Source organism: Hymenobacter arcticus (genome assembly GCF_054779975.1).
Genome location: NZ_BAAGXF010000005.1, coordinates 354391 through 375922, shown reverse-complemented (window position 1 = coordinate 375922; position 21532 = coordinate 354391). Strand labels below are relative to the sequence as shown.

The window sequence follows — 21532 nt, the reverse complement described above, 5'->3', positions numbered from 1 at the left end:
TTTAGATTGCCGGGGGTAGGATGGTGTATGCCTCGGCTTGCCGGGCAGGCGTTAAAAAGCGCCAAAACGGCAAGCTAAAGCTTACCACACATTTCTTGGCAAGCTAAAGCTTACCCTACATTTGCGCGGCTAGCAAATAGTCAGTACCTTTGCGGCCCCGCAGCGAATGGCGACGGGCAAGCCTCAACTTGCGGATGTGGCGAAATTGGTAGACGCGCTAGATTTAGGCTCTAGTTCCTTACGGTGTGTGGGTTCGAGTCCCTCCATCCGCACTTTTCTGTTGAACAGGCCCCTGGCTAGGTAGTTGGGGGCCTTTTTTTTAACCTTTCCGACTGGCAAGCACCAGCTTGCTCCCACCGTTTTGAATATTACGCTTGACCGCAATGAGGAGCAGCTAACCGGGCTGCTGAACGTGCACCTCGAAGAAGCCGACTACAGCGATGCCGTAGAAAAGCAAATCAAGGAGACCAGCAAAAAGGCGCAGTTCAAGGGCTTCCGCCCCGGCAAAGTGCCCTCGGGCCTGGTGCGCAAAATGTACGGCAAAGGCATTCTGGCCGATGAAATCAACCGCCTGCTCGGCAGTTCGGTTGATAGCTACCTGAAAGACAACAACGTAAAGATTCTGGGCGAGCCGCTGCCAGTGGCTAGCGACGTGGATTTCGACACCGCTAAGGAGTTCGACTTCAAGTTTGAGCTGGGCTTGCTGCCCGACTTCGAGCTGCCCGCTGAAAACCAGGTAGAGTTGAAGCGCCCCACCATTACCCTTGACGAGGCAACGCTGACCGAAACCAACGAGCAGATTGCCCGTCAGTTTGGCGAAACGACCAACCCCGAGGTTTCGGAGGCCGACGACTACCTGTTTGGCAAGCTGAAGAAGGCCGGTGCCGAAGGCGAAGGCCAGACGGTATTGCTGCCCATTAACAAGGTGAAGAACGGCCAGGAGCGCTTTGTAGGCGTGAAGGCTGACGACACGCTGACGTTTGACCTGAGCGATGCCTTTGGTGGCGACGCGGGTGCCATCCGCAGCTTTTCGGGCCTGAGCAAGGAAGAGGCCGCTGGTGCTACTGGTGACTACGAACTGGCCGTTGAGAAAATCAATCGCACGGCTGCCCCGGAGGAAAACCAGGAGCTATTTGATAAAGTATTTGGTCCTGAGGCAGTTGACTCGAAAGAGGCTTACGACGCCAAGGTGCGCGAGACGATTCAGGGCAACTACGACCGGGAGGCCGACAACCTGGTGAACCGCCGCCTGGTGGACGCCATGATTGACGCCACCACGATTCAGCTGCCGGTTGAGTTCTTCAAGAAGTGGCTGGTGCGCGCCAACGAAGGCAAGTTGGACGCCGCCATGGTAGAGCAACACTACACCGACTACGAGCGCGAGCTGAAGTGGAGCCTCATCCGCAACAAAGTAGTGGAAGACATGGGCCTCAAAGTGGAGACCGATGAAATCCGCGACCGCGTGCTGGACAAGATTCTGGGCCAGTTTGGCGGCAACATGCAGCTGACCGACGAGATGCGCCAGGGTATGGTGGGTTTTGCCGACAACTACATGAAGCAGGACAACGGCAAAAACTACGTACAGGAGTACGAGGCCATTCTGGCAGAGAAAGTAGTGGAGGCCCTGCGTGGCAAAGTTGTTGTTACGGAAGAGCCCGTAACGGCTGAAGAATTCCGCAACCAGAACGAAGGCTAAGCTTTCGATTTGGTTGAGATAAAAAGCCTTTACGCACCGCGTAGAGGCTTTTTTGTTGGTGTTGTGCGTTGTAGTATTGGCCGTTGCTACGGGCAAGCTCGGTGCATTTTGGCCACAACATTTAGCCATTAAATCGTCTTTTGTTTTTGAACACGGCAAGCTGAAGCTTACCACACATTTTTTCCCATGCTGAATAAACAAGAGTTTCGCAAGTTTGCCGTTAAAGGCCAAGGCCTCAGCGGATTGGGAGTTGACCAGTATTTGCAGCACATGGAAGGCCAGGTGCGTTCCGGCATGATGCTGCCCACGGGCATGACCCGCTCGGTGATTGAAGAGCGCCCCACGCGCTTTGCCGAAATCGACGTGTTTTCGCGCCTGATTATGGACCGTATCGTGTTTTTGGGCACAGCTGTGGACGACTACGTGGCCAACATCCTGACGGCGCAGATGCTGTTTCTGGAGTCGGTTGATGCTAAGAAGGATATCCTGCTGTACATCAACTCGCCCGGTGGCTCGGTGTACGCTGGCCTGGGTATCTACGATACCATGCAGTACGTGAACCCTGATGTAGCTACTATTTGCACCGGCCTGGCTGCTTCGATGGGAGCCGTGTTGCTGGCCGGTGGGGCTAAGGACAAGCGCTCGGCACTGCCACACGCCCGCGTGATGATTCACCAGCCAAGCGGTGGGGCGCAGGGGCAGTCGTCGGACATCGAGATTACGGCCCGCGAGATTCTGAAGCTCAAGAAAGAGCTGTATGACATTCTGGCAAGCCACACTGGCAAAACGTACCAGGAGATTCACGACAACTCGGACCGTGACTACTGGATGCGCGCTGATGAGGCCAAAGAGTACGGCCTGATTGACGAAGTGCTGGAGAAAAAATCGGCTGCTTAGTTGCCTGATTAATCCGACTACCAGCTGATTCCGCAGCTTTTACGGATGATGCGCTAGGCAAAGAAAAGAAGCTTCGGTTGGTCAACCGGAGCTTCTTGCTTTTTAGGGCAGTGGAGGTGCGGGGAGCGCTGGCGGAAACTTTCGGGTTGTTTCGCCGCTTTGCAACCGCTACGCCCAGCTTGGTTTCCTTACGGTGGCCCGCGCAATGCTAGGCTACCGACTTATCTTTGTAGCCGTTTTCTTTTTGAAAATAGCTTCCTTTTTTGATTGCTCCCGATGCCGGAAATAGCCTGCTCCTTTTGTAATAAGCCCAAGCGCGACGTCGCGGTGATGATATCGGGCATTAATGCCCACATCTGCGAGAAGTGCGTGGCGCAGGCCCAGCACATTCTCAGCGAGGAAACCAAGCTGCAAGCCGAGGCGCGCACGCCGAAATTCAACCTCATTAAGCCCCGCGAAATTAAAACCCACCTCGACCAGTACGTGGTGGGCCAGGACGAGGCCAAGCGCGTGATGAGCGTGGCGGTGTACAACCACTACAAGCGCCTGATGCAGACTCCGCAGCATGACGAAGTGGTGATTGAGAAGTCGAACATCATTATGGTGGGCGAAACTGGTACGGGCAAGACTTTTCTGGCCCGCATGCTGGCCAAGATTCTGCAAGTGCCCTTCTGCATCGCTGATGCTACGGTGCTGACGGAGGCCGGCTACGTGGGTGAGGATGTGGAAAGCATTCTGACACGACTGCTGCAAGCGGCCGACTACAACCTGGAAGCCGCCGAGCGCGGCATTGTGTACATCGACGAGATTGACAAAATCGCCCGCAAGAGCGACAACCCCAGTATCACGCGCGATGTGAGTGGTGAGGGCGTGCAGCAGGCGCTGCTAAAGCTACTGGAAGGCACGCACATCAACGTGCCCCCGCAGGGTGGCCGCAAGCATCCCGACCAGAAAATGATTTCGGTGAATACCGAAAATATTTTGTTTATGTGCGGCGGGGCATTTTCGGGGATTGACCGCATTATCAAGGGCCGCCTGAATACCAAGCCGATGGGCTTCTCGAAGACCAACCTGGATGAGAACGTGGACACGCAGAATTTCCTGCGCTACGTGTCGGCCCAGGATATCAAGAGCTTCGGCCTCATTCCCGAGCTGATTGGCCGGCTGCCGGTGCTCACGCACCTTAATCCGCTGGATAAGGCCACGCTGCGTCTCATTCTTACTGAGCCCAAGAACTCGCTGGTGCGCCAGTACCAGCGGCTGTTCAACATGGAAAATATTGCGCTCGACTTTACCGAGGACGCGCTCGAATACATTGTGGAGCGGGCCGATGAGTATCGCCTCGGCGCGCGCGGCTTGCGCTCCATTTGCGAGAGCATCATGACCGACGCCATGTTTGAGATGCCTTCGGAGGCCGGCGTGGTAGAGTTTACCATTACGGAAGCTTACGCACGGAGCAAGTTTGAAAAGTCGCCCCTGCGGCTGATGCGGGCGGCGTAGGTTGCTGGCTCGTAAGACCTTTTGTCATTGCGAGCGCAACGCAGTGGAGCGCGGCAATCGCATCAGAACGACTCGTTTGGGTATCGTTCTAATGTGATTGGCGCGCTCCACTGCGTTGCGCTCGCAATGACAAGCGTTTTTTACGCAAATCAAAAACCGCCCCACCCCTAACTTGCGGGCCATGACGATAACTGAGCGCGGGCAACGGCTGCTGGGCGTGCGCCCCGAGGAGGGGCGCACGGTGTGGCTGTTTTTTCTGCATAATTTCCTTTTGGGGGTCGGCACCATTCTGGTGTACGTGGCGGCCAACGTGCTGCTGCTCGAAAACAACCCCGAACGCAACCTGCCCCTGGCCTACGGCGTGGCGGCGCTGGCCATGATAGCCACCGGCAAGCTATACGGGTACTTTGAGCACCACTGGCTGCTGCAAAAGCTGGCGGTGCGGGTGCTGCTGGCGGCGGTGGCGCTGGCGGGCGTGCTGGGCGTGCTGGTGGCCACGGGCCACTCGGTGGCGGCGGCCATTGCCATTATGGCGGGCTACCGGGTCATTTATCTGCTTACCAACCTGGAGTTTTGGGGCGTGTCGGCGGTGGTGTTTGATGTGCGGCAGAGCAAGCGGCTGTTTGGCATCATCAGCGCGGGTGATATGCCGGCCAAGGCCATGGGGGCCGTGCTGGCCATTTTTATTCACCACAATGCCGAGCTGCCGTGGCTGCTGGGCACGGCCTTTGGCGCGTACCTGGCGGCGCTGCTGGCACTGCGGGCCACACTGAGCTCGCACGCGCTGACCGCCGCACCCGACCGCCGCCGGGTGCGCCCGCAGGAACTGGGTCCGGGGCTACGGCGCTGGTTTGGCGATAGCCGGCTGGTGCTCACCATGTGCCTGAGTATGCTGGGCCTGGCCGCCGTGACGACGGGCATCGAGTACCTGTTTTTTGTGAACGTGAAGCACCGCTTTCACGACGAAGCCGCCGTGATGCGCTACGTAGGTACCGTGCTAGTAATCACGTATTTGCTGGCAATGGCTTTTAAGATACTCCTTTCGCAGCACACCCTGGACCGCCTGGGCGTGCGCAGCGTGCTACTGGCCCTGCCGGTGGCGGCGCTGGGGGGCTTGGCCCTGTACGCGGGCCTCGATCACACCGATACGACGGCCCTGCTGCCGTACTTCTGTGGGCTGTACCTGGGGCTGGAAGTACTGCGCCGGGCAGTGTTTGACCCCGTGTTTTTGCTGCTTTTTCAGCCGTTATCAGTGCATGAGCGCCTACAAGCCCACACGCTGGCCAAAGGCCTGTACGAGCCGCTGGGCATGGCGCTGGGCGGTGGACTGCTGTTTGCGCTGCACGCCTTGCCGGGTGGCCAAAGCTGGGGGCCTTTTTGCTGGATGGGCCTGCTGATGCTGGTGGTCCTACTGCTACTCACGCGCGTGTACAAGCAGTACGTGGCCGAGCTGCAACATGCTCTGAGCCGCCGCTTCACCGATAATGCGGACGAGGCAAGCATTGACCCCGCCGCCGACAGCCTCCCTCCTACCACCAGCCCCAGCGAGATTCGGCAGCTCATTCACTCGCTGACTGCCAAGGCGGGCCGGGCCGCGGCCACGCAGCGCCTGCTGCGCCTGGGCGAGGCCGCCCTGCCTACTCTGGCCGAGGTGCTGAGCGCCGACACCAACCAGGCCTTGGTACGGCGGGTGGCGCAGGTGTGCGGCCGCCTGCGCACGGCCGCCAGCCGGCAACTGCTGGTGGCGCTGGCTCGGCAGCCGCACCTGTTTCGGCGGGAGGCAGCGCTGCGGGCATTGCGCAATTTTGGCGTGGTGCCGCACGAGGTACCGCTGTTTCAGGCACTGGTGCATGATGAGCTGCAACTGGCTCAGCAGCTGCTACATGGCCAGGCCACAGCGAGCCACGAATTAATTACGTGCCTCGATTACGAGCTGCTGCGCACCCAGCAGCGAGTATTTGCGTTGCTGGGCCAGATATACCCACCGCAGCTCATTGCCGACGCCCAGCGCGGGGTGGCCCACGCCGCCCGCGAGCGCCAGGCCAACGCCCTCGAAATACTGGATAACAGCATTGCCCGGCCCACTTACCAAGGCCTGCAAACGCTGCTCAGCGTGGCCCCGGCTGCCGAAAAGGCGCGCACCTTCAACCAGCTCCTGGGCCCGCTGCTGGCCCCCGCGCCCATTGTGGAAACCATTGTGGAGCGCGGCGAAACGGCTTTTTCGGATTGGACGGTGCGGACGGCCCTCGACCAGTGGCAGCCCAGCGTGGGTACGGTGGCGGCGCTGTCGCCGCACCTGCGCAGTCCCAGCCCGCTGGTGCGCGAAAGCGCCTTTGGGGTGCTGGCCCAACTCGCCATTCAGCAGCCCGCGCTGCACCAGCAACTCCACGTAGCGCACCAAACCCTTGCCAGCCTGCTTATGAGCCACGCCGCCACTACCTCGCACATCACGGCTACTGAGCGCGTGCAAGTACTTCAGCAAACTGCTCTTTTTGCCGAAACGCCGGAGAACGTACTCAGCAGCATTGTGCCTATTATGCAGGAAGTTAGCTTCACCGCGGGCCAGCAGATTTTTGCCAAGGGCGACCTCGGAGCGTCACTTTTTATTATGTACGAAGGAGCGGTGGGAATTTTCAACGGCCCGCACTTGCTAGCAACCTTTGGCAAGGGCGACTTTTTTGGCGAGCTAGCGCTGCTCGACGCCGAGCCGCGCTCGGCCACCGCGGTGGCGCAGGGCGCAGTTACAGCCTTCCGGCTCGACCAGGAAGATTTTTACGATGTGATGGAGGAGCGGCCCGAGGTGCTGCGCAACATTCTGCGGGTGCTGTGCCAGCGCCTGCGCCGGCAGAACGAGGCGTAGGGTATTCAAGAGGATAAAAGAACGTCATGCTGAGTTTGTCGAAGCATCTCTACCGCTTCAGTGGGTTGGTAACCCCAGCGGCGCGGTAGAGATGCTTCGACAAGCTCAGCATGACGTTCTTATTTTATACGTATAAACCTTTATATCAAGCCATTACCTCATAAGTCATAATCGGATTGGCTTTGTTTTTCAACTTGAGCTCGCCGATGGGCTGGCACTGGAAGCTTTCCTTCACGCGCTCGTACACGGCTTGGGTGATGACAATCTGGTTGGGGTGGGCGGCTGATTGCAGGCGCTGGCTCACGTTGACGATGTCGCCTATCACGGTATAATCCAGGCGTTTGAGCGAGGCGGAGCCGATGTTGCCCGATACCATTTCGCCGGTGTTGATGCCGATGCTCACGGCCGGGTGATAGTCGGTGCCGTCGGGGAGCGGGCTGCTGGCGGTTTGCAGCTGGGCGCGCACTTCCAGGGCTGCGTCGATGGCGCGGTCGAGGTGGTACTCGCCCCGAAACACGGCCATCACGGCATCGCCCATAAACTTATCGATGTAGCCGCCGTGGGTGATTACCTCCTGCACAATCTGGTCGAAGTACTTGTTCAGCAGCCCCACTACCGTAGCGGCGGGCTGGGTTTCGGAGAGTGAGGTGAAGCCGCAGATGTCGATGAACACGACCGTAGCCTCCACCGTTTCGCTGGCCAGCAGCTTGTTCTCGAAGCCGGGGCGGGCCATAAAATTGATAACCGTTTCATCGACGTACATCCGTAGAATGTTGTTTTCCTGGATGGCCTTCATCGTGTCGCGCAGCTGCTGCACGTGGCTGGCGGTTTTCTCAATGGTTAGCTCTAAGTCATTAAAATCTACCGGCTTACATACAAAGTCAAACGCGCCGCCGTTCATGGCGGCCCGGATATTCTGCATGTCGCCGTAGGCCGATACCATCACCGTTTTGGTGACGGGGCTGGCTGCGGGCAGGCGGCCGAGCAGCGTGAGGCCATCCATCACGGGCATGTTGATGTCGGAGAGCACGATGTCGGTGTCGGGGTGTTCGAGCAAGCGGTCGAGGGCCTCCTGGCCGTTGCTGGCGAAGATGAACTCGTAGGCACTCTCGCGGATTTTGCGGCGGAATTTCTGCTTGATGAGCAGCTCCAAATCCGCTTCGTCATCGACTACCAGGATTTTCGTTTTCATGAGGTGGCGATAGCGTGGAGCTTTTCCTTGAGGGCCGCAAAATCCACTGGCTTTATCAGGAAGTCATTGGCACCCAATAGCATAGCTTGGTCGTGCGTTTCGGTGTCGCCGTAGGCGGTGAGCATCATCACGAGGGGCGGCGGGGGCGGAATCAATTCCTGCTTCACGCGGCGCAACAACTCCAGGCCACTCATGCCGGGCATGTTGATGTCGGAGAGGATAAGCACCACCTCCGAGGGGTGGCCGTTGAGAAACGTGAGCGCCTCCTCACCCGAATAGGCGAAGGAAAAGGTGAATTCGCCGCTGCGGATTTCGCGCCGGAAGCGCTGCTCAAACAGCAGCCGCACATCGGGCTCGTCGTCAACTACCAATATTTTCATGCGGGGTAAAGATAAGGTGGGGCCGGGTGGCTAGTGCACTGGCAGCAAAATGGTGAATTCGGTGCCCTGGCCCTCGGTGCTAACCACGCTGAGCGTGCCGCCGTGGCCCTGCGTGATGATGTCGTGGGCCAGCGACAACCCCAGGCCCGTGCCCTCACCGCTGGGCTTGGTGGTGAAAAAGGGCTGAAAGATTCGCTCCCGCACGGCTTCTGGCATACCCGTGCCGTTGTCGCCCACTACCAGCCGCACCTGGTGGCTGCCGGCCAGCTCGGTGCGCACGCGCACGGTGGGCGCGTAGCCCGCCTCACCGGCCAGCTGACGCTGGCGCACGGCGTAGAAAGCATTGGTGAAGAGGTTGAGCAGCACGCGGCCCAGGTCGCCGGGCACGGCTTTGATGAGCGGTAGGCCAACGGCCAGCGCGGGCTGCAAGGTGGCATTGAAGGACTTATCCTTGGCGCGCAGGCCGTGGTAGGCCAGGCGCAGGTATTCGTCGGCCAGGGCGTTGACGTCGGTGGGCTGGCGCTCGCCGGTGCTGGCGCGGCTGTGCTCGAGCATACCGCGCACGATGCCCGAGGCTCGCCCACCGTGCTGGGCTATGCGCTGGAGGTTCTGCCGCAGGTCGGCGAGCAGCTCGGTTTCCAGGGTGTGGTCGCGGGTGGGGCGGGCGCGCTCTTCGGCTAGCTCGGCCACCAGCTCCACGCTCACATCGGCAAAGTTGTTGACAAAGTTGAGCGGGTTCTGAATCTCGTGGGCAATACCGGCCGTGAGCTCGCCCAGGCTGGCCATTTTCTCGCTCTGGATAAGCTGGTCCTGCGTGGCTTGCAGCTCGCGCAGGGCGGCGCGTAGCTCGTCGGTTTGGCGGGCTAGAGCGGCGGTGCGCTGGCTCACTTCGTATTCGAGCGTCTGGCTCTGAGTTTGAATGGCTTGCTGCTCCTGCTCGGAGACTAGGCGCGCTAACTCTTCGGTTTTCAAGGCTTTAGCTTGGTTGCGAGCCATCAGCAACCAAGCTCCTAACCAGCATGTTACCAACCCCTCAATCATATCAACCGTCCCGCTTTTATCCAAAGCAAGGGTGAATGGTCGCACCAGCAACTCAATCAAAAGCAGCACCGCGCCGGGCAGCAGGGCAATGGACATCGACTGCGCGGGGCGGTAGGCACGCAGCCGCCAGCCCACAGCAATGCCGATGAACAATACCAAAGCCAGAAACAGGTTGTCGAACCAGTCCAGCACCGGCCCGCCCAGCAGCAGCCCCAGCGCCGTAATGGCCACGGCCGGCCGCCACAGGCGCGTCAGCCAGTGGTCCCATCGGGGCAGGCGCGTGGGCACGTCCAGCGCTTTGCGGCCCCAGTATATCAGCCCGATGGCCATTGGCGCGGCCATGTATAGTTCACCATCAGCCATACAATCAGTTGGTTACAGTAGCATAAAGAAACCCCTAGCCCGCCGCGCCGCGAAACGGCAGCCGCACCACAAACTCGGTAAACTCGCCTTCCTGGCTGGTTACGCTGAGCGTGCCGCCGTGGCCCTGCACCACAATGTCGTGGGCCAGCGACAGCCCCAGGCCGGTGCCCTCGCCGCTAGGCTTAGTGGTGAAAAAAGGCTGAAAAATCTTGCTCCGCACCGCCTCCGGAATACCCGTGCCGTTGTCGCGGATGCCGATTTCAACCTCCTCGCCCACGCGCCGCGTGCGCACCTGCACGGTGGGCGCGTAGCCGGGCGGGGCGGTTTGCTGGCGCTTCTGCACGGCGTAAAAGGCGTTGGTGAAGAGGTTGAGCAGCACGCGGCCCAGGTCGCCGGACACGGCGGGCACCAGCGGCAGCAGGGCGGCAAAGTCGGTGTTGAGCGTGGCGTTGAAGGACTTATCCCGGGCGCGCAGACCGTGGTAGGCCAGGCGCAGGTACTCATCGGCCAGGGCATTCACGTCGGTGGGCTGGCGCTCGCCGGTGCTCTGGCGCGAGTGGGCCAGCATGCCGCGCACAATGCTGGCCGCCCGCTGGCCGTGCTGGTTGATTTTGTGCAGGTTGTGGCGCAGGTCGTTCAGCAGCTCGTCTTCCAGGCCGGTATCGGGCGTGGGGTTGGTTTGCTCGGCTTCCAGCTCGGCCACCAGCTCGGCGCTCACGTCGGCAAAGTTGTTGACGAAGTTGAGTGGGTTTTGAATTTCGTGGGCAATGCCGGCCGTGAGCTCGCCCAGGCTGGCCATTTTTTCGCGCTGAATGAGCTGCTGCTGGGTGGCGCGCAGCTCGGCCAGGGCCGTTTGCAATTCACTGGTCTGCTGCGTGAGGGCCGTGGTACGGGCAGCCACCAGGCGCTCGAGGTCAGCGTTGTGGGCGGCAGCCAGCCGCAGCTGCTTCTCCTCCTCGGCACGCTGCGCTTGCTGCTTGGCCAAACCCTTTTTTTGGTAAAAGGCTAATCCCGTGATTAATCCAAACCAGAGAATATGAAACTGGCGCAGGTTCTTGAAATAATAGGCCAGCGGGGCTACAAACTGATAGCCCAGCAGCTCCTGCCCTATCAGAATGGCCCGATATGCGGCCGGCACCAGCAGCGCCCACAGCAGGGTGGCGGCCGGCCGGTAGTGGCGCACCGGCCACAGCGCGGCCGCGGCCATGCCCCACACAAACAGCACGTACCAATCGTCGAGCAGGTCGTGGCGGTAGTGCAGCGCCGCCGTAACGCCAAAGCCCACCACCGCCGGCACCCACAACCACCGCAGCCAAGCGCGCGCACGAGGCATGTGCAGGGGCTTGTTGAGCAGTGCGCGCAGCACGGTGGCGAGCATAAAGGCCAAGCCCGTTGCCGCTAGCAACTGCCAGTTGAAGAGTTGCTGCCAATTGGGAATAGCGTACTTCATAGGGCGCGGGCCGGGCTGGTGGGCAGCCACCCGGCAAACCTAGCACGTAAGGCCGGTTTGCCAAGTGGCTGCCTACCAGCCTGGCCCGCCTTTCCGCGGGCTACGCCAACTCTTGCTGGGCGGCCTCGCGCTCGGCGGGCGTGTTCACGTTACGCAGGGCATCGCCGCCGGGCGTGGGCAGCAAGTGTATATCACTGTTGATGAGCATTTTGCGCGGGCACGAATAGCCCATACCCAAGAAGCGCAGCAGCTCGGGATAGGCGCGCGGCTCGAAAATGGTGATGAGCGGCTCGGGAAATTCGTTGCCAGGGCTCTGGAAGGCCGTAGCCAACCGGCCGGGCTGGCGGCCGGCTACCAACTCGCGCAGCACCTCAGCGGTAAGGAAGGGTAAGTCGCAGGCCAGCACCAGCCAAGCCGCGTTGAGGTCCATTTGCAGGGCCGACAAAATGCCGCTCAGCGGCCCCAGACCCAGAAAGCGGTCGGGCAGCGGCTGCAAGCCGGCAGGCATCTCGGCAGCCTGCTCGGCCCGGCACGACACAAATACGTCCTGGCACGCCTCGGCCAGCAGGGCGGCGGCTACCTCGCGCTGCTCACGGCCGGCCGCGCCATAGCGCAGGCGGCTTTTGTCGGTTTGCATGCGCTGGCTGAGGCCGCCGGCCAGCACCAAGCCGCGCAGCGGCGGGCGGCGGACCAGCAGCCACTGCTGCACCCAGGCGGCCAGGCCGGCCCCATCGGCCAGCGCAAACCGCGGCAGCGCGGCGTGGTGCGGCAGGTGGGCGCGCAGGTAGTCGGGAATTTCAGTTACACCCTCGGCCAACACGAAGGCCTGCACATCGGTGAGCTTATCGAGCTTGTGAGCCAGCGACTTGCGCGGGTCGAGCAGCACAATTTGCTGGCGGGCGCGGAAGTGGTTGCCATTCACCAGCACGAGGTTAGCTCCGGCTAGCAGCTCGGGCTGCGAAAAGCGGTCGAGCGGGCCGTGGTCGTCGCGGCGGCGAAAGTGAATTTTATCGGTTACCTCCACGTAGGCCCCGGCTTGCAGCAGCGGGCTGAGGGTTTGCGCGGCATTGGCGTCGCCGCTGGCGTGGTCGGCATCGACGTAGCCCACGCGGTGGCCGGCCGGGGCCAGCGCCGCCGTGAGGCCCGCCGCCAGCCGCTGAATGTCGCCGCAGGGTGCCCCCAAAAAAGCCAGCTCGTGGCGGGCAAATTCGCCGAGGAGCGGGCGGGTGAGGTCGGCGTGCTTGGTGCGGGGAACGGAGTTTTCAGTCATAGCTTTCACAACAATCGGGCGGAAAATTAGCTTGCTTTCAGCTGAGCCGCCTTTCTTTTTACTTCTTCGCTTCTACGTGATTTCCGTTGCCGACGCCTACCGCCACGTGCTGGCCACCGCCCACCCGCTGCCCATCGAAACTATACCCCTGGCCGCCGCCGTTGGCCGCGTGCTGCGCCAAGGCCTGGTCGCCGACCGCGACTTCCCGCCCTACAACCGGGTAACAATGGACGGCATCGCCTTGCTTTATAGCACCTTGCAAGCCGAGCAGGCTGAATTCCTTATCGAGCGAACCCAACTAGCCGGGGCCGTGCCCGAGCCGCTGGCCAACCCGCAGGCGGCCATCGAAATTATGACGGGTGCGGCCCTGCCGCCCGGCACCGACACCGTTATTCGCTACGAAGACCTGGATTTTAGTGACAACCCACGCCGGGCCACCGTGCGCGTAGCTCCGCCCCGCGCGGGACACAACGTGCACGCCCAGGGCAGCGACCAGCTAGCCGGCACCCGGCTGCTGGCCCCAGGCCTCGTACTCAGCCCGGCCGAAATAGCCGTGGCTGCCACCGTGGGGGCCGCCACGCTGGCCGTGACGCGCCGCCCCCGCGTGGCCGTGGTAAGCACCGGCGACGAGATTGTGCCCGTGGAGGCCACGCCCCTGCCCCACCAGATTCGGCGCTCCAACGCACTGATGCTGCAAGCCGCGCTGACTACCGATGGCTGCGAAAGCGAGGCCTTCCATTTCGACGACGACCTGGCTTCACTGAAGGCGGGGTTGCCGCCGCTGCTGGCGCAGTTCGACGCGGTGCTGCTAAGCGGCGGCGTGTCGAAAGGCCAGGCCGATTTTCTGCCCCAGGCGCTACGCGAGTCGGGCGTGACGGAGATTTTTCACCGGGTGGCGCAGCGGCCGGGGCAGCCGTTCTGGTTTGGGCAGCGGCCGGGCGGGGCCACCGTGTTTGCGCTGCCCGGCAACCCCGTGGCCACGTTTGCGGGCTACTATCGCTACGTGCGCGGCTGGCTACGGCAGGCTCAGGGACAACTACTTGATGAGCAATTATTTGCACAATTAGCCAGCCCGATTGAGTTCAAGCCCGCACTCAGCTATTTCCTGGCCGTGCGCCTCGAAAACGCGCCCGATGGCCGCCTGCTGGCCTACCCCGCTCCCACGGCCGGCTCGGGCGACCTAGCCGGCCTGCTTGCCGCCGACGGGTTGCTGGAACTTGGCCCCGACCAAACGCATTTTGCCGCCGGCAGCGCGTGGCCGGTGTGGCGCTTTCGGGTCTAGAAACGGCTATTTAGCCAACGAAAAAGCCGCCCGATTCCCTGAGGAGTCGAGCGGCTTTTTTGGTTAGCAGCAGCTAGCTTACTTGAACAGCGCTAGCGCCTTAATGAACGTTTGCGAGACGCCCCAGGCAAGGGGCAGGCCCACGATGAGCCAGGCTATCACGGCCGAGCCACCCGTGGTTTCTTCGGTGGCTGCCGGGGCGGGAGAATTGGGTTTCGGAATCATAATGCAGGAAAATGAAGGAGTGAAAAGCCGCGGCTTAGTGGCCGCCCGCCTCAGCAGTTACGGGGCTTTTTTCTTGGTATTTCTCGTTCACGGCCGTCACGGCCAGGTCGGCCAGCAGGCCTACTACGAGCAAGCCCGCCATCGTGTAGAATACACTTTGGTAAGCCGCCGCGCCCGTCAGGCCCTTCTCTTTGGCGCCATCGTGCAAAAGGTGCACAATGAGCGGCCCCAATACACCAGCCGTGCTCCACGCCGTGAGCAAGCGCCCGTGGATAGCGCCCACCTGATACTTACCAAACAGGTCGGACAGGTAAGCGGGAGCCGTAGCGAATCCACCGCCGTACATGCTAATGATGGCGCATATCACGATTACGTAAAGGGCCAGCTGCGCGCCTTGGCCCAACGTGGGCGCCAGCGCATACAACAGGGCTCCCAACCCGAAATAGATGGCGTACGTGACTTTGCGGCCCAACTTATCGGAAGCCGAAGACCAGAAGAAGCGCCCCAGCAAATTGAACAAGCTGAGTAGGCCTACGAAGCCAGCCCCGGCCGCAGCCAACGCCGCCACATCCATGCCTTTGCCTTTTTCAGTACCAGAAATAACGGCCTGAATCAGCGGCGAAGCCGTTTCGAGCACACCGATACCGGCCGTCACGTTGCAAAGCAGCACCACCCACAGCAGCCAGAACTGCGGCGTTTTGATGGCGTTATCAGCCGATACGTTGCCCGTGGTGATAAGCGCATTGTGGTCAGCATTAGGCACGTAGTTGGCCGGAGCCCAGTTATCGGCCGGCACCCGGATGCTCCACACCCCAAACTGCATGAACAGGAAGTAGATGATGCCCATGGCAATAAATGTGGGCGCTACGCCCTGCGGCGCCATGCCCTTAAACTGCCCCATGAGGGCCACCGCCAGCGGCGAGCCAATCATGGCACCGCCGCCAAAGCCCATAATGGCCATGCCCGTAGCCACGCCCTTACGGTCGGGAAACCACTTAATCAGCGTACTCACCGGCGAGATATAGCCAATGCCCAGGCCAATGCCGCCCACAAACCCGTAGCCGAAATAGAGCAGCCAGATATTGTGCAAGCTGATGCCCAGTGAGCCAATCAGGAAGCCACCGCCGAAGCAGAGCGAGGCGGCCAGCATGGCCTTGCGCGGGCCCACGCGCTCCAGCCACTTGCCAAACAGAGCGGCCGATAAACCCAGCAGCACAATGGCAATGGAGAAGGTAATGCCGATTTGGGTGGGCGTCCAGTCGAGGGCATCGGGCTTGGCCGGGTCGCCGCTGATGAGCGAGCCGAGCGGCTTGTTGAATACGCTGAACGCGTAGGCCTGCCCAATGGCCAGGTGAATAGCCAGCGCCGCCGGCGGCACCAGCCAGCGGTTATAGCCCGCGGGCGCGATGGTCCGGCCGCGGTCAAGCAAAGGAAGGGAAGAAGTATCAGCCATTGAAGGTGGGAAAAGAGAGAAAAGTGAAAACCAGGTGAATATGTGGGAGATATGGATGGTAAGCTAGTGCAAGGTAGCCGTAGCCCCGCGCCCGACAAGGTGCCGCTACGGATTTTTTGCTAAACTGCTATAGCTGTTACGTGAACTCGCTAGTAGCCGGTGAAACCAGCAGAAACAAAAAGTCCCTGGCGCACGCACCAGGGACTTTTTGCCCTATCAATTTAGTCTCGTTTCTAAACGGGCACTGCCTCGGGGCGCTGCTTTTGCGTAGCCGGGGCCACGCTAACCTTTGCTTTTTCTACCGTCACTACCACGTACTTGGAGGTAGGCGTGTTACTCACCTTGGCCACGCTAGTGATGGGCACCAGCGGGTTGGCTTCGGGGAAATAAGCCGACACGTTGCCGCGCGGAATGTCGTAGGGCACGGTAACGAACTTCTCCACCTTACGCTGCTCGCCCTCGTAGTGGCTGGTGATGTCGATTAGGTCCTTGGCTTTGAGGCCGCGGTCGGCCATGTCCTTGGCGTTCATAAACAGCACCCGGCGCTCATTGTGAATGCCCCGGTAGCGGTCGTTGTACTCGTAGATGGTGGTGTTGAACTGGTCGTGACTGCGCACGGTCATCAGCACCAGTTGGCCGGGCTCCAGGGTGTATTTTTCCAGCTCGGTTTTGCTGAAGTTGGCCTTGCCGTTCTCGGTCGTGAACTTGCGCTCGCGGGGGCCGTTGGGCAGGTAGAAGCCGCCGGGCTGGCGCAGGCCTTCGTTGAATTTCTCGAAGCCCGGAATCACGCGCGAAATATGGTCACGGATAACGTCGTAGTTTTCCGTCATGGCCACCCAGTCGGTGGTAGTGCGGTCGCCGAGCGTCGCAATGGCCACGCCGCTGATGATGGCTACCTCACTCAGCATCTCACCCGCCAGCGGCACCAAAATGCCTTTGTTCTGGCTTACCACGCCCATCGAGTTTTCGCAGGAAGTCATCTGGTGACCCGCTTTCTGCATGTCGATGTCGACGTGCGTGAAGGTGGGCAGCAGCAGGCTGGTTTTGCCGGTTACCAAGTGACCGCGGTTGAGCTTGGTGCCCACAAACACGGTCAGGTTTTGCTGGCGCATGCCTTCGGCAATAAACTCGGTATCGGGGCCAGCGGCCAGCAGGTTGCCACCAAAGCTGAAATACACCTTGGTTTTGCCGGCGTTCATGGCCTTCAGGCTTTCTACCACGTCGAAGCCGTCTTTGCGCGGCGCGCTAAACTTGAATTCCTTTTCCAGCGCATCGAGGAAGTTGGAATGCACGCGCTCCCAAATGCCCATCGTGCGGTCGCCCTGCACGTTGGAGTGGCCGCGCACCGGGCAAGTGCCCGCGCCAGGAATGCCGATGGCACCCTTCATCAGGTGCAGGTTCACAATCTCCTGGATGGTCTGCACGCCCTGCCGCTGCTGCGTAACGCCCATGGCCCAGCAGGTAATAATTTTCTTCTTGTGGGCCAGCAGGTTAGCGGCCTCCAGGAGCTGGGCGCGGCTAATGCCGCTAATCTCCTCAATATCTTCCCAGCTCGTGTTGTTCAGCGTTTCCACCACGGCGTCGTAGCCGGTAGTGAATTCATTAATAAACTGGTGGTCAACTACTTGCCCAGGGTTTAGTTGCTCGGCGGCCAGCAGGTGCTTCATAATGCCGCGCAGCAGGGCCATGTCGCCATCTACCCGCACTTGCAAAAACAAATCGGTAATCTGGGTGCCATCGCCGAGCAATGCGCCCAGCGCCCGCAGCGGATTCATGAAATCCTGGGGGTTTTTGAAGTGGTTGAGGCCGGCTTCAAACAGCGGGTTCACGGCAATAATCTTGGCCCCATTGCGCTTGGCTTGCTGCAACGCCGACAGCATGCGCGGGTGGTTGGTGCCGGGGTTCTGGCCGATGATAAGGATTACCTCAGCCTCGTAAAAGTCATTGAGCGTAACCGAGCCCTTGCCCAAGCCCAGCGTGGGGCTAAGGGCCGAGCCACTGCTCTCGTGGCACATGTTGGAGCAGTCGGGCAGGTTATTGGTGCCAAACTGACGCGCAAACAGCTGAAATAAGAAAGCAGGCTCGTTCGGAATTTTTCCCGACGTGTAGAATACCGCTTCATCAGGCGTTTTGAGTGCGTTCAACTCACTGGCCACAATCTGGAACGCCTCGGGCCACTCAATGGGCTCGTAGTGCGTGCCGCCGGGGCGCTTCACCATAGGGTGCGTGAGGCGGCCGGCGTTGTTCTGGTCGCGGTCGGTCATGCGCGACAGCTCCACTATGCTGTGCTTAGCAAAAAACTCGGGTCCGGCTGACTGGTCATCGGCATCCGAAGCCAACGCCTTGGCACCATTCTCGCAAAATTCGGCGATGGAGCGGTGCTCATCGGGGTCGGGCCAAGCGCAGCTTGAGCAGTCGAAGCCGTCCTTCTGGTTCATGCCCAGCAGGCCCTTGGTACCGCGGGCCACGCCATCTTCACCCCAGCTGAACTGCATGGATTTGATAACGGCCGTGACGCCAGCGGCTACCTTGGCGGGGCCTTCCAGCCGCAGGCCGGTTAGCCCTTCGGGCGGCTGCGCCAATACTGGGTGCAGGTACTTAGCCTCAGCCGTAGGCGGGGCCGGAATATGCTCGTGGGCGGGGGGCGCGCCGGCGTTTTCTTCGTGCATGGGCTTGGTAGGATGGTCGGCGGCCGGAATCTCGTAGTCAGCTACCGGCGCTTCGCCCTGGTCGGGGCGCTCGCCGCTCACAGGGGCTATGCTGGCCTTTTGCTCGTGTAATTTGCCGGCCTTGTTGGCATCGGCAGCGGGTGAATCTTCCATGTTATAATAGGGCAAATGAGGGCGGGAAATACGAGCAAAAGCCAGGCTGGCCGCTCAGTTGCGACAATCCAGGTCCTTTTCAACCATAATACGCAACTCTTGGTTTGCCGCTACCCGTACGCGCTCCGAAAAACCAATTTTTTCGGTCGAAGTCCATCCCTTCGCTAGCGCGGCGGGCACTTCAATGGCTAAGGCACCGGCTGAGTAGCGCACGCGCACGGCCGGCGCGGGGTCAGTGGCGGGCAGCTGTTCCAGTGCGTACTCCAGTGTTTGCCCAGCAGCGGGCCCAAAAACGATGGTGTAAGCCACCCGGCCAGTACTGGCAAACTGCGCTACCTCGGTTTCAGACAGCCGCAGGCGCAGCGAATTTTCTTCTAGTCTAAGCTTCATAACTCCGTGATACGCTGGGCGTGCGTATAAATATTAAACCGCTCCTGGCGCACGAAACCCAGCAGCGTAAGGCCAAATTCCTCGGCGGCTTCCACGGCCAAGCTGCTCGGCGCCCCCACGGCCGCCAAAATAGCCACGCCCGCCACGGCCGCCTTCTGCACCAGCTCAAAGCTGGCCCGGCCGCTTAGCAGAATAATCTGTTGATTTAGTGGTACTTGCCCCGCCAGCAGCGCCGCCCCTACCACCTTATCGAAGGCGTTGTGGCGGCCCACGTCTTCGCGCAGCAGCAACAGCTCGCCTTCGGCCGAAAACAGGGCCGTGGCGTGCAGGCCGCCCGTTTGCTCAAATACCGCCTGGGCCGCCCGCTGCCGCGCGGGCAGCTGGTGAATGAGCGCGGCCGGCACCCGCGGGCTGTCGGTGGGCGGTAGCGCGGGGCACGAGCTAGCGCGCACCGCCGCAATGCTGGTTTTGCCGCACACCCCGCAACTCGACGTAGTATAGAAGTGCCGCTCCAGTCGGTCGAGCTCCAGCACCACGCCGGGGGCCAGCTCGGCCCGGATTACGTTGCCCCTCTCCTCGGGTCGGCGCGGGTCGGCCTGATGTTCAATATGTTGAATATCAATACTCTGCTGCACAATACCTTCGCTTAGCAGGAAGCCGGCCACCAGTTCGGCATCGTGGCCGGGGGTGCGCATGGTTACGGCCAGGCTGTGCGTTTGGCGCTGGTGGGCCGGGCCGTAGCCCAAGCTGATTTCCAACGGGGCCTCCACGGCCAGCAGGTCGGTGGCGCGGGCCACGGTGGTGCCCGTCACGCGCTGTACGGTGGTGCGCTCGGCGCTGGGTTGGATGTAAGGAGCTAGGGGCCGCATAAAAATAAAGGCCCGGTAACTAGCCGGGCCGGTGCCTTTCTTAATCAACAAACCCGCGCAGATGTTCAGCCAACTGCGGGTGGGCTTACGCCGCCACAGACTTTTCGCGCAAGTACTTAATCATGAGGCCGGCAGCCTGGCGGGCGGCGCTGTGCTGGCCCAGCTTCTGGCGTAGCTCGGCGTAGCCTTCGCGCTGCTTGGCAATGTAGGCTTCGTCGGTGAGCAGGCGCTTGAGCTCATCGAGCAGGTTGCGGGCCGTGAAGTTGCCCTGGATGTACTCTTCCACCACCGTGTGGCCCACAATGAGGTTAACCAGCGAGATGTACGGCACCTTAATCACGGCCTTGCCAATCATGTACGTGAGGCCGCTGGTGCGGTAGCACACCACCTGGGGCACGTTGAACAGCGCCGTTTCGAGCGTGGCCGTGCCGCTGGTTACGAGCGCCGCGCTAGCCCGGCTCAGCAGGTCAAACGCCTGGTCCACCACTATCTTAATACCATTGCGCTCAAAGTGCTGGTAGTAGCTACGGTCGAGGTTGCTCACGCCAGCCACCACAAATTGGTACTCCTGGAAGGCCGGCAGCACAGCTAGCATCTCGTGCAGCATTTCCTCAATTTCCTGCTTGCGCGAGCCCGGCAGCACCGCAATAATCTGGCGATTGGGGTCGAGGTTATGCTGCGTCATAAAGTCCGGATTAGGCTGAAATTCCGCCACCTCATCGGCCGTGGGGTTGCCCACGTAATCCACTTTATAGTCGAAGCGCTGGTAAAATTCTTCCTCGAAAGGCAGAATCACGAACATCTTGTCAACCAGCACTTTAATTTTTTCGACGCGGCCCTGGTTCCAGGCCCATATTTTGGGCGAGATGTAATAAAACACCCGGATGCCCTGCGCCTTAGCCCAGGCCGCCATGCGCAGGTTGAACCCGCCATAGTCCACCAACACCAGCACATCGGGCCGATACGCGAGGATATCAGCCTGACATTCTTTTAGATATCCCCGAAATTTGAGCAGGCTGGTAGCCGTTTCCCAAAAGCCCATCACGGCCAACTCGCGGTAATGGCGCACCAAATGGCCACCCTCGGCCGCCATCTGGTCGCCGCCCCAGAAGCGAAAATCAGCGGCCGGGTCTTGGCTGTTCAGCTCGCGCAGCAAGTGCGCCGCGTGGGTGTCGCCGGAGCGCTCGCCGGCTATCAGATAATATTTCACCTTTTATGTCATCCTGAGCTTGCGAAGGACCTTCTCACGCCTGCGCTGCTGGGGTTACTAATTTCTGATAAACGCCGCCGTGATAAGATGCTTCGTTCCTCAGCATGACAGCCGACACTAGCCGAAGTACTCCACGGCGTTGCGGGGGGTTTCGTAGATTTTTACGCAGTGCAGCCGGGCCGGGGTGATGGCGGGCAGCTCGCGCTCGATAATCTGCCAGAAAGCAACGGCCAGGTTTTCGGTGCTGGCCAGCTGGCCTTTCAGAAACGGCACGTCGAGGTTGAGGTTTTTGTGGTCTACCTGCTCGGTAATGTGCACGCGCAGCAGGTCGGAAAGTGCCTTGAGGTCTACCACGAAGCCGGTGTCGGGGTCGGGCTGGCCCTTCACGGTCACTATCATCTCGTAATTGTGGCCGTGCCAGTTTTCGTTGGAGCAGGGGCCAAATACTTCCGCATTGCGCTCCGGGCTCCAGGCGGGGTTGTAGAGCTTGTGGGCGGCATTGAAATGCTCGCGGCGGCTGACGTGTACCATTTAGTTAACTGTTAGCTTTTGGCGGCTAGCTGTTAGCGTTCGTTCAGCGTCGGGTTAGTCAGCTCAATAAAGCGAACAGGTAGACAGCCAAAAGCTAACAG

At 60.7% G+C, this 21532-nt stretch carries 17 protein-coding genes and 1 tRNA gene; 6 read left to right on the top strand and 12 right to left on the bottom strand.

Translation table 11 applies throughout. The features are described from left to right. Nucleotides 1-190: 190 nt before the first annotated feature. From ACYVGC_RS11975 to ACYVGC_RS11955, 5 genes are all read left to right on the top strand, one after another. A tRNA-Leu gene (locus ACYVGC_RS11975) sits at nucleotides 191-272 on the top strand. 89 nt (nucleotides 273-361) lie between these two features. Then, nucleotides 362-1696 carry a trigger factor gene (gene tig / locus ACYVGC_RS11970; RefSeq protein ID WP_460584058.1) on the top strand — a complete coding sequence of 445 codons (1335 nt, stop codon included), beginning with the start codon at nucleotides 362-364 and terminating at the stop codon, nucleotides 1694-1696. 186 nt (nucleotides 1697-1882) lie between these two features. Continuing rightward, on the top strand, nucleotides 1883-2593 hold the full coding sequence (locus tag ACYVGC_RS11965; protein ID WP_460584057.1) for a ClpP family protease: 711 nt from the start codon (nucleotides 1883-1885) through the stop codon (nucleotides 2591-2593). A 276-nt stretch (nucleotides 2594-2869) separates the two neighbouring features. Further along, complete coding sequence (clpX, locus tag ACYVGC_RS11960; protein ID WP_460584056.1) at nucleotides 2870-4093, top strand: ATP-dependent Clp protease ATP-binding subunit ClpX; 1224 nt, start codon at nucleotides 2870-2872, stop codon at nucleotides 4091-4093. Nucleotides 4094-4274: 181 nt separating this feature from the next. Continuing rightward, the gene (locus ACYVGC_RS11955) at nucleotides 4275-6953 is read left to right on the top strand and encodes a cyclic nucleotide-binding domain-containing protein (protein ID WP_460584055.1); all 2679 of its coding nucleotides are present in this window, start codon (nucleotides 4275-4277) and stop codon (nucleotides 6951-6953) included. Nucleotides 6954-7098: 145 nt separating this feature from the next. Here the strand turns inward: ACYVGC_RS11955 and ACYVGC_RS11950 are convergent, their stop codons facing one another. The 5 genes from ACYVGC_RS11950 to ACYVGC_RS11930 form a co-directional block, all read right to left on the bottom strand. Beyond that, nucleotides 7099-8145, bottom strand: a complete 1047-nt coding sequence (locus ACYVGC_RS11950; protein ID WP_460584054.1) for an adenylate/guanylate cyclase domain-containing protein — start codon at nucleotides 8143-8145, stop codon at nucleotides 7099-7101. After that, nucleotides 8142-8525: a response regulator gene (locus ACYVGC_RS11945; protein ID WP_460584053.1), complete on the bottom strand. Its 384-nt coding sequence runs from the start codon at nucleotides 8523-8525 to the stop codon at nucleotides 8142-8144. Before ACYVGC_RS11945 ends, ACYVGC_RS11950 begins: the two co-directional genes overlap by 4 nt. A 30-nt stretch (nucleotides 8526-8555) precedes the next feature. Then, on the bottom strand, nucleotides 8556-9929 hold the full coding sequence (locus tag ACYVGC_RS11940; RefSeq protein WP_460584052.1) for a sensor histidine kinase: 1374 nt from the start codon (nucleotides 9927-9929) through the stop codon (nucleotides 8556-8558). 34 nt (nucleotides 9930-9963) lie between these two features. Further along, nucleotides 9964-11379, bottom strand: coding sequence for a sensor histidine kinase (locus ACYVGC_RS11935; RefSeq protein WP_460584051.1), 1416 nt, complete (start codon nucleotides 11377-11379; stop codon nucleotides 9964-9966). A gap of 100 nt (nucleotides 11380-11479) precedes the next feature. Next, a complete protein-coding gene (locus ACYVGC_RS11930) occupies nucleotides 11480-12649 on the bottom strand; it encodes an NTP transferase domain-containing protein (protein ID WP_460584050.1) in 1170 nt (389 codons plus the stop codon). A gap of 76 nt (nucleotides 12650-12725) precedes the next feature. On the opposite strand from ACYVGC_RS11930, the gene ACYVGC_RS11925 reads away from it, so the two are divergent. Further along, complete coding sequence (locus tag ACYVGC_RS11925) at nucleotides 12726-13931, top strand: molybdopterin molybdotransferase MoeA (protein WP_460584049.1); 1206 nt, start codon at nucleotides 12726-12728, stop codon at nucleotides 13929-13931. Nucleotides 13932-14009: 78 nt separating this feature from the next. Here ACYVGC_RS11925 and ACYVGC_RS11920 read toward each other — a convergent pair whose 3' ends face one another. The 7 genes from ACYVGC_RS11920 to ACYVGC_RS11890 form a co-directional block, all read right to left on the bottom strand. After that, entirely contained in the window at nucleotides 14010-14156 is a 147-nt protein-coding gene (locus tag ACYVGC_RS11920; RefSeq protein WP_460584048.1) for an MFS transporter small subunit, read from the bottom strand. 34 nt (nucleotides 14157-14190) lie between these two features. Next, the gene (locus tag ACYVGC_RS11915; RefSeq protein ID WP_460584047.1) at nucleotides 14191-15609 is read right to left on the bottom strand and encodes an OFA family MFS transporter; all 1419 of its coding nucleotides are present in this window, start codon (nucleotides 15607-15609) and stop codon (nucleotides 14191-14193) included. 233 nt (nucleotides 15610-15842) lie between these two features. After that, nucleotides 15843-18431 (bottom strand): FdhF/YdeP family oxidoreductase, encoded by a 2589-nt coding sequence (locus ACYVGC_RS11910; RefSeq protein WP_460584046.1) that lies wholly within the window; start codon nucleotides 18429-18431, stop codon nucleotides 15843-15845. 54 nt (nucleotides 18432-18485) lie between these two features. Continuing rightward, nucleotides 18486-18821 (bottom strand): DUF7009 family protein, encoded by a 336-nt coding sequence (locus tag ACYVGC_RS11905; protein WP_460584045.1) that lies wholly within the window; start codon nucleotides 18819-18821, stop codon nucleotides 18486-18488. Then, complete coding sequence (fdhD, locus tag ACYVGC_RS11900; protein WP_460584044.1) at nucleotides 18818-19690, bottom strand: formate dehydrogenase accessory sulfurtransferase FdhD; 873 nt, start codon at nucleotides 19688-19690, stop codon at nucleotides 18818-18820. Before fdhD ends, ACYVGC_RS11905 begins: the two co-directional genes overlap by 4 nt. Nucleotides 19691-19775: 85 nt before the next feature. Next, nucleotides 19776-20900: a lipid-A-disaccharide synthase gene (gene lpxB, locus ACYVGC_RS11895; RefSeq protein WP_460584043.1), complete on the bottom strand. Its 1125-nt coding sequence runs from the start codon at nucleotides 20898-20900 to the stop codon at nucleotides 19776-19778. A gap of 117 nt (nucleotides 20901-21017) precedes the next feature. Further along, entirely contained in the window at nucleotides 21018-21431 is a 414-nt protein-coding gene (locus ACYVGC_RS11890; RefSeq protein ID WP_460584042.1) for a 6-pyruvoyl trahydropterin synthase family protein, read from the bottom strand. Between the last annotated feature and the right edge of the window lie 101 nt (nucleotides 21432-21532).

Excerpts from the sequence above, each read along its gene's own strand:
- ACYVGC_RS11935 (WP_460584051.1), bottom strand. The coding sequence starts at position 11,379 with ATGAAGTACGCTATTCCCAATTGGCAGCAACTCTTCAACTGGCAGTTG.
- ACYVGC_RS11950 (WP_460584054.1), bottom strand. The coding sequence starts at position 8,145 with ATGAAAACGAAAATCCTGGTAGTCGATGACGAAGCGGATTTGGAGCTG.
- clpX (WP_460584056.1), top strand. The coding sequence starts at position 2,870 with ATGCCGGAAATAGCCTGCTCCTTTTGTAATAAGCCCAAGCGCGACGTC.
- ACYVGC_RS11945 (WP_460584053.1), bottom strand. The coding sequence starts at position 8,525 with ATGAAAATATTGGTAGTTGACGACGAGCCCGATGTGCGGCTGCTGTTT.
- ACYVGC_RS11920 (WP_460584048.1), bottom strand. The coding sequence starts at position 14,156 with ATGATTCCGAAACCCAATTCTCCCGCCCCGGCAGCCACCGAAGAAACC.
- ACYVGC_RS11890 (WP_460584042.1), bottom strand. The coding sequence starts at position 21,431 with ATGGTACACGTCAGCCGCCGCGAGCATTTCAATGCCGCCCACAAGCTC.
- ACYVGC_RS11910 (WP_460584046.1), bottom strand. The coding sequence starts at position 18,431 with ATGGAAGATTCACCCGCTGCCGATGCCAACAAGGCCGGCAAATTACAC.
- ACYVGC_RS11965 (WP_460584057.1), top strand. The coding sequence starts at position 1,883 with ATGCTGAATAAACAAGAGTTTCGCAAGTTTGCCGTTAAAGGCCAAGGC.
- ACYVGC_RS11955 (WP_460584055.1), top strand. The coding sequence starts at position 4,275 with ATGACGATAACTGAGCGCGGGCAACGGCTGCTGGGCGTGCGCCCCGAG.
- fdhD (WP_460584044.1), bottom strand. The coding sequence starts at position 19,690 with ATGCGGCCCCTAGCTCCTTACATCCAACCCAGCGCCGAGCGCACCACC.
- ACYVGC_RS11930 (WP_460584050.1), bottom strand. The coding sequence starts at position 12,649 with ATGACTGAAAACTCCGTTCCCCGCACCAAGCACGCCGACCTCACCCGC.
- ACYVGC_RS11905 (WP_460584045.1), bottom strand. The coding sequence starts at position 18,821 with ATGAAGCTTAGACTAGAAGAAAATTCGCTGCGCCTGCGGCTGTCTGAA.
- ACYVGC_RS11940 (WP_460584052.1), bottom strand. The coding sequence starts at position 9,929 with ATGGCTGATGGTGAACTATACATGGCCGCGCCAATGGCCATCGGGCTG.
- ACYVGC_RS11915 (WP_460584047.1), bottom strand. The coding sequence starts at position 15,609 with ATGGCTGATACTTCTTCCCTTCCTTTGCTTGACCGCGGCCGGACCATC.